This window comes from Curtobacterium sp. B18, from assembly GCF_000333375.1.
Classification (GTDB): domain Bacteria; phylum Actinomycetota; class Actinomycetes; order Actinomycetales; family Microbacteriaceae; genus Curtobacterium.
Genome location: NZ_BACZ01000014.1, coordinates 1 through 7,256, shown reverse-complemented (window position 1 = coordinate 7,256; position 7,256 = coordinate 1). Strand labels below are relative to the sequence as shown.

8 protein-coding genes are annotated in these 7,256 nt (G+C 70.7%); 3 read left to right on the top strand and 5 right to left on the bottom strand.

The window, feature by feature from the left end; translation table 11 throughout:
• The first annotated feature begins 29 nt into the window (after positions 1-29).
• A complete protein-coding gene (locus tag I5E_RS00330) occupies positions 30-725 on the top strand; it encodes a TetR family transcriptional regulator C-terminal domain-containing protein (protein ID WP_148286804.1) in 696 nt (231 codons plus the stop codon).
• A 72-nt stretch (positions 726-797) separates the two neighbouring features.
• Here I5E_RS00330 and I5E_RS00325 read toward each other — a convergent pair whose 3' ends face one another.
• Both I5E_RS00325 and I5E_RS00320 read right to left on the bottom strand, forming a co-directional pair.
• A complete protein-coding gene (locus I5E_RS00325) occupies positions 798-2,024 on the bottom strand; it encodes an ABC transporter permease (RefSeq protein ID WP_022905248.1) in 1,227 nt (408 codons plus the stop codon).
• Entirely contained in the window at positions 2,021-2,968 is a 948-nt protein-coding gene (locus tag I5E_RS00320) for an ABC transporter ATP-binding protein (protein ID WP_022905247.1), read from the bottom strand. The genes I5E_RS00325 and I5E_RS00320 overlap by 4 nt, the downstream gene beginning before the upstream one ends.
• Before the next feature lie 87 nt (positions 2,969-3,055).
• Between I5E_RS00320 and I5E_RS00315 the strand changes: the two genes are divergently transcribed.
• Both I5E_RS00315 and I5E_RS00310 read left to right on the top strand, forming a co-directional pair.
• The gene (locus I5E_RS00315) at positions 3,056-3,478 is read left to right on the top strand and encodes a hypothetical protein (protein WP_022905246.1); all 423 of its coding nucleotides are present in this window, start codon (positions 3,056-3,058) and stop codon (positions 3,476-3,478) included.
• Positions 3,475-3,798: a winged helix-turn-helix domain-containing protein gene (locus I5E_RS00310; protein WP_031260816.1), complete on the top strand. Its 324-nt coding sequence runs from the start codon at positions 3,475-3,477 to the stop codon at positions 3,796-3,798. The genes I5E_RS00315 and I5E_RS00310 overlap by 4 nt, the downstream gene beginning before the upstream one ends.
• A 70-nt stretch (positions 3,799-3,868) precedes the next feature.
• On the opposite strand, the gene I5E_RS00305 is transcribed toward I5E_RS00310, so the two are convergent.
• From I5E_RS00305 to I5E_RS00295, 3 genes are all read right to left on the bottom strand, one after another.
• Positions 3,869-5,539 carry a glycoside hydrolase family 13 protein gene (locus tag I5E_RS00305; RefSeq protein WP_022905244.1) on the bottom strand — a complete coding sequence of 557 codons (1,671 nt, stop codon included), beginning with the start codon at positions 5,537-5,539 and terminating at the stop codon, positions 3,869-3,871.
• A gap of 62 nt (positions 5,540-5,601) precedes the next feature.
• Positions 5,602-6,507, bottom strand: coding sequence for a carbohydrate ABC transporter permease (locus I5E_RS00300; RefSeq protein WP_022905243.1), 906 nt, complete (start codon positions 6,505-6,507; stop codon positions 5,602-5,604).
• A partial coding sequence (locus tag I5E_RS00295) for a carbohydrate ABC transporter permease (RefSeq protein WP_022905242.1) occupies positions 6,507-7,256 on the bottom strand: 750 nt, incomplete at its 5' end. The genes I5E_RS00300 and I5E_RS00295, both read right to left, overlap by 1 nt.

The window sequence follows — 7,256 nt, the reverse complement described above, 5'->3', positions numbered from 1 at the left end:
CCTGTTCGGGATTCCGCTGGGATGGCTGAATGACAGAACTTCACGTGGCGGCTCTCGAGGACGAACAGTCGCTCGCCGAGCGGATCGTCCGTGGCGCCATCCGCGCCTACCGGCTCCACCCGTTCGACCAGGTCGACGCCGCGGTCGTCGCCGAGACCGCCCGGCTCCCGCTCGACGCCGTCGAGCGCGTGTTCCCGACGTGGGACGCCCTGCTCCTCGTGACGTACGACCGCTGGGTCCAGCTCCGCGGCACCCGACGCAGCTGCGCGCCCCGGTGCACCATCGAGTACGTCCGCATGACCCTGGCCGAGGACGTCGCGGATCCGGGGCTCGTCCGCGTCCTCGCCGGTGTCGTCAACATCGCCGGGGCCGAGACGGGCTTCGCCGAACTCTTCCGCAAGCGCTACGACGACTACGTCGCGCAGCTCGCGGCCGGACTCCAGCGCGACTTCGACGCCGACGTCGAGCAGTCGGCGATCCCGGCGGACCAGGCGGCGACCCAGCTCGTCGCGCTCTACCAGGGGCTGCAGATCCAGATGCTCGTCCGCCCGTACATCGACGTCCTCGTCGAGTACGACCGAGCGGTCCGGACGCTGCGCCGCGGATGGCAGGAGCGTGAGGTCCCCGCGTGGGACCTCGAGGACTCGCAGGCGACGGTCGTTCCCATGCGGCCGGCCGTGACCGTGCTCTCGTCGTCGGCCCGAGTCGCCCAGACGTCGGCCTGAGCCGTCCCGTCGTCGGCCTGAGCCGTCCCGTCGTCCGCATGAGCGGCTCCGGTGGCCTCCCGCCGCCGGTGCTCAGCGTGCCGGTCGGCCCCGTCGCCGCCACGATGCGATCTGCCGGAGCGTCACCTTCGACCCGTACTGGGCGACCGAGTGCCGGAACAGGTACTCGGCGAACCACAGCAGCACTGCCGCGACCACGAACACCTCGACGATGCAGACCACCGACTCGGTGACGGTGAGCGACCCGACCGCGTTCCGGACCATCGCGGTGATCGGCGTGAACGTCGGGAAGTACGTGAAGAACGACGCGACCGGCGACGTCGGCGTCGTCATCACGAAGAACGCCGCGTAGAGCGGGATGATCAGCGAGAAGATCGCCACCGACTGCAGCGCCGAGGCGTCCTTGATCGACGGCACCGCAGCGCCGACGACGACGAAGAGGGCCGAGGCGAGCAGGACCCAGCCGACCAGGAGCAGCGCACCGACCGCCATCCGCCAGGGGTCGATCGCCAGTCCGCCGAGCCGTGACGCCACGAGGGGGAGCGCGACGAGCAGCCCGATCAACCCCGGGACCACGAAGACCCCCACCTGGACGAACCCGACGAGCAGCATCGCGATGACCTTGCCGCGGATGAGGTCCCCGGCGGTCACGGTGGTCAGGATCATCTCGGAGATGCGGTTCTCCTTCTCCTCGACCACCACCGTCACCATGCGGGTCGCGAGCAGGATGACGAGTCCGAAGAACGCCGCGACGTAGACGAACGGCGGCACGATCGACAACCACCCGGGGGCGACCGCACCATCGGCGTAGGTCGTCAGGTCGGTGGCCGGTGGGTTGCGCAGGAGCTCGACGGACTCCGGGTCGTCGACGGCCTGGGCGACGCTCTGCTCGAGCACCCGCTCGGCCAGTGACGAGTAGCCGCCGTTGCCGAAGAGCCCGCGGTCGGCGCCCTCGACACGGATCGGCGAGGTCGACGGGGACGCCGGGAAGGTGATGAACGCGTCGAGGGAGCCCGCGCGCACCGCGGCCCGGTCAGCAGCGGGGTCGGTCGAGGGCGATCCGCCCCACCGCGCCGCCACGCGCTCGGACACCAGCCCCGACTCGTCGACGTACCGGAACGGCGTCTTCGTGGCGGACGAACTCGACACGACCGAGTCGGTGCCGGCGCTCTGCCCGACCCCGACGAGCAGGGACACGACGACGATGACCACCGGCAGCGCGAGCGTGCCGATCCAGAATGCGGGCTTCTTCACCGCACGGACGAACTCGAACCGGATCACGGTCCCCAGGCGGCTCACGCGGCCGCTCCGGCCCGCGCGGCCTCGGCAGCGGCGTCGGAGCCCGCGTCGTGGCCGTACACCTGGACGAAGATCTCGTCGAGCGGGATGCGGCGCATCTCGAACCTGGTGACGTGCACGCCGGCCGAGACGAGCGACGCGAGCACGTCCGAGCCGTCGGCCGCCGCAGCGGGGGTCGGCACGAGGTAGGCGATGTGCCCCTCGTGCCGGGCGAGCCGGTAGAGCGGCGACGGCGGGACGGGGCCGTCGAGTCCCACCCGGGCGACCGCGCCGCCGAAGGCGTCCTGCACGTCCGGGATGGTGCCGTAGGCCGCCGCGGTGCCGTCCTTCAGGAGGAGGATCCGGTCGCAGAGCCGTTCGACCTCGTCCATGTGGTGGGTCACGAGGACGACCGTCGCGCCGTCGGCCTTCCGCTCGTCGACGAGGTCGAGGAGCAGCCGGCGGTTCACCGGGTCGAGGCCCTTGGTCGGCTCGTCGAGGATGAGCAGCCGCGGCCGGTCCATGATCGTGATGCCGAGCTGCACCTTCTGCTGCTGCCCGCCGGAGAGCTTGTCCACGCGGAGCTTCGCGCGGTCGGCCAGCCCGACGCGGGCGAGGTAGTCCATGCTCCACGCGGTCGCCTCCGGGCCGCGCAGGCCGCGGAGCCGCCCGAAGTACGTCATCACGTCGATGACGGACTCCTTGCGGTAGAGCCCGCGTTCCTCGGGCAGGTAGCCGATCCCGCCGGTCGCGGGCCGGTAGGGCTCGCCGTCGATCGTCAGCGTGCCGGCGGTCGGCGTGGTGATGCCGAGCAGGGCGCGGATGGTGGTCGTCTTGCCGGAGCCGTTGCTGCCGAGCAGCCCGAAGGTCTCACCGGGGGCGATGTCGAACGACAGGCCGTCGACCACGTTCCGGTCCCCGAACCGCATCACGAAGTCCCGCACGCTGATGGTCGCCCCGCTCATGCGGCGACCCTACCGACGCTCGCTCGACGTCACCCCCTTGCCAATATGGAAAGTAGTTGCAAGGATGGAGAGCAGAGAGGGGAACCCATGACCGACATCCAGCCGACCGAGGCCCGCGCACTCCTGACGCAGGCCGACCGACTCTCCCGCCGCGCACACGACGCCGTCCGGTGGCCCTACGTGACCTTCATCGTGGCGCTGGGGACCACGACCTCGCTCGGCACCTTCGCGATGGGCCTCAGCACCGGCCGTGCGTTCGGCGCCGCGTACTTCGGCACCATCACCGTGGTCACGGCGCTGGTGCTGTGGTTCGCGACCGCCATCCGCGGTCGCTCGGCGTTCGCGCGCGGGCGTCGGTGGACGACCTACATCGCGGCCTGGGCGGTCACGTACTGCGCCGCGATCGCCGTCGTCGCCTGGGTCCACGGTTCCCTGCTCTGGTCCGCCGTCACGTCGGGTGCGGTCCTCGTCGTCGCGTTCGCCTGCGCGGCGTGGGAGTCGCGGTCGTGACCACGACGGACGGGGCGCACCCGCGGCACCGGCTCGACGACCTCCTGCAGAACCCGGTGCGGTTCTCTGTCGTCGCCGCGCTCGACCGCGCCGGCACGCTCGGCTTCCGCGAGGTCCGCGACGCCGTCGAGGTCACCGACTCGGCGTTGAGCAAGCAGGTGAGCGCGCTCGAGGCCGCCGGCTACGTCGCGGTGTCGAAGGGCTTCGTGGGGAAGACGCCGCGCACGTCGCTGACCCTCACGCGCCCGGGCCGGGCGGCCTGGCGCGCACACCTCGCGGCACTGCGGGAGATCGCCGGGCCGCCGGACGACGAACGCTGACGCGACCGCCTGACGGACTGGAGGCGCGGTGCCTGACCGCACCGCGCCTCCCGTCCGTCACCTGGTTCCGTCAGGAACGCAACCAGGCCGTCCCCACACCCGACAGTGCGCCGTCTGCCACCGGCGCGGAGGCGAGCAGCAGCTCGCCGGCAGGGAGGTCGTAGGGCTCGTCGCCGAACACCGTCACGCTCGTCCACCCGTTCGGGCGACGGAACGCGAGGACGTCGTCGCGGCCGGTCTCGAGCCACTCGAGGTGCTCCTCGGACTGCAGCTGCCCACGCAGGCCGAGCGCCTTCCGGTAGAGGTGCAGCGTCGAGTCCGGGTCGGCGTCCTCCGCCTCGACCGACACCTCGCCGAACCAGGCCGGCTGCGGCAGGTGCGACCCACCGGCACCGAAGCCGAAGCTCTCACCCGAGCGGGTCCACGGCAGGGGCACGCGGCAGCCGTCACGGCCCACGTCGACGCCCGGGTTCCGGAAGAACGCGGGGTCCTGGCGGTCGGCGTCGGGGATGTCGCCGACCTCCTGCAGCCCGAGCTCCTCACCCTGGTACAGGTACGCCGAACCGGGCAGCGCGAGCTCGAGGAGTGTCGCCGCGGTGGCACGGCGCAGGCCGAGCGCGCGGTCGAGCGCGTCCTGCGAACCGCCGGCGAGCAGCCACGCCGAGCCCTGCTTCTCCTCCGCACCGTTGCGAGCGGGGAGCGCGTAGCGGGTGGCGTGCCGGACGACGTCGTGGTTCGAGAAGACCCACGTGGTCGACGAGCCGGACTGCTCGGCGAGACCGAGGTTGAACTCGATGATGCTGCGGAACTGGCCGGCGTCGAAGTCGGCCTCGAGCAGGTCGAAGTTGAACGCCTGCCCGAGCCCCTCGGCGCTGGCGTACCGGGCGCGGCGATCGGCGGCGACCCACGCCTCGGCGACCGCGGTCCGTGCGGGCGTGTACTCGTCGAAGACCTTCCGCCACTCGGCGTAGATCTCGTGCACGTCGTCGCGGTCCCACAGGATGTGCGAGCCGTCCTTCGGGGACGCGAGGACCTCGGCCCAGCTGGGGAGTTCCCCGTCCGGCAGGTCCTTCGCGAGCCCGTGCGCCACGTCGATGCGGAACCCGTCGACGCCGCGGTCGGACCAGAAGCGCAGGGTGTGCAGGAAGTCGTCGCGGACCTCGCGGTTCGCCCAGTTCAGGTCGGGCTGCTCCTTCGCGAAGTTGTGCAGGTACCACTGGCCGTCGCCGACCGCGGTCCACGCCGGGCCGCCGAAGATCGACACCCAGTCCGCGGGGGCCTGTTCCCCGGACGGTCCGGTGCCGTCGCGGAACACGTAGCGGTCGCGTGCCGGGCTGCCCTTCGGGGACGCCAGCGCCTCACGGAACCACGCGTGCCGGTCGCTCGTGTGGTTCGGCACCACGTCGACGATGACCCGGATGCCGGCGCCGTGCAGCGCCGCGACCATCGCGTCGAAGTCGTCGAGCGTGCCGAGCCGCGGGTCGACGTCGCGGTAGTCGTCGACGTCGTACCCGCCGTCGGCGAGGGCGGACGGGTAGAACGGGCTGAGCCAGACGGCCTCGATGCCGAGCGACGCCAGGTACGGCACCTTCGCGGTGATGCCGGGGAGGTCGCCGATGCCGTCGCCGTTCGCGTCCGCGAACGACCGCGGGTAGATCTGGTAGACGCTCGCCTGGCGCCACCAGGTCTCGTCGGTGGCGGTCGGTGCGGGCTGGACATCGGGGTCGAGCACGTCGGTCATGGGGTGGGGGTCCTCTCGGGTCGGTGTGGGCGCGGCTGCGGGCGCGGGCGTGGCGGGGCTCGTCACTTGATGGCTCCCTGCGTGACCCCGGCCATCACCCAGCGCTGCGTGAACAGGTAGACGATGATCGCCGGTGCCATCGCCATGAGGTACGAGGCGAACGACACGTTGTAGTTGTTGCTGAACTGCGTCTGGAACATCTGCTGGAGCACCGGGAGCGTCTGCAGCGCCGGGTTCGAGGTGATGAGCGAGGGCATCACGAAGTCGTTCCACGAGGCGAGGAACGCGAAGATGCCGACCGTGGCGCTCATCGGTGCCAGCAGCGGGAACACGAGCCGCCAGAACACCTGGCCGGTGCTCGCGCCGTCGATCCTGGCGCTCTCCTCGAGCTCCGCGGGGATCGAGCGGAGGAACGCGGTGAACAGCAGCACGCTGAACGACAGCTGGAACATGACGTGCAGGATCGCGACGCCGATCGGGTTGTCCAGGTGGGCCAGACCGGTGAGCTTCACCTGCGACAGGGCGAGCACCGGGAACGGCAGGAACATCGCGGCGAGCAGGTAGAAGAACGACCAGCGGAACAGCCGGCGCTCCCAGTTCCGTGCGATCGCGTACGCCGTGAACGACGCCAGCAGGATCGTGCCGACGACCGTGATCGCGGCGATGAGGACGGAGACGCCGAACGCCCGCGGGAAGTCGGTGAGCTCCCAGGCCTGCACGAAGCCGTCGACGCTGAACGGCGCCGGCAGCGAGAACGCGTTGCCGTCGACCGCCTGGCTCGTCGTCTTGAAGGCCATCGTGATCGTCACGTAGAGCGGCACGAGCACGGACAGGGCACAGAGGACGAGGACGACCGTGACCGGCCAGTTGAAGCGCTCGCCGCGGCGGCCGGCGTTCCGGTCGGCGTCGACGGATCGGATCGTGCCGGTCGCGGTGGTCCCCGGCTGGAGGGGTGCCTGGATGGTCATCAGAGCGCTGCCTTCCCGCGGGTCGCCCGCAGCTGGATCACGGCGATGACCACCGCGATGACGAAGAAGATCGTCGCGTTCGCCATCTGGTAGGCGTAGTCGCCGCCGTTGAAGCCCTTGAAGATCGACATCGCGACGCTGGTGGTCGAGGTGCCGGGGCCGCCGTCGGTGAGGCCGACGATGATGTCGTACGAGTTCAGGAAGTTCTTGAACCCGATGATGAGGTTGATGAGGATGTAGCCCGCGGTGAGCGGCGCCGTGATCGACACGAGCTGCCGCCAGGCGCTCGCGCCGTCGAGGGCCGACGCCTCGTACACCTCGGCCGGGATCGAGAGCACGCCGGCGATGTAGATGAGCAGCGTCGACGGGATCGCCTGCCACGCGGTCACGACGACGACCGCGACCCAGGCCAGGTCCGGGTTCGCGAGGATGCTCTGTTCGAGCGGAGCGAAGCCGAGCGTGGTCGCGAGCGCCGGCAGGCTGTTCGCGAACAGGAACGAGAACACGTAGGCGATGACGATACCCGAGATCACCATGGGCAGGACGAAGACGGCGCGGAGCGCGATCTTGCCGCGGATCTTCGAGGTCAGGGCGATCGCGAGCAGGAACGCGACCGCGTTCACGACGAGGACCGTGACGAGCGAGAACCCGATCGTGAACAGGTACGCCTGCAGGATCGCCGGGTCGCTGAACACGGCGACGTAGTTCGTCAGGCCGATGAACCGGAAGTCACCGAACCCGACGGAGTC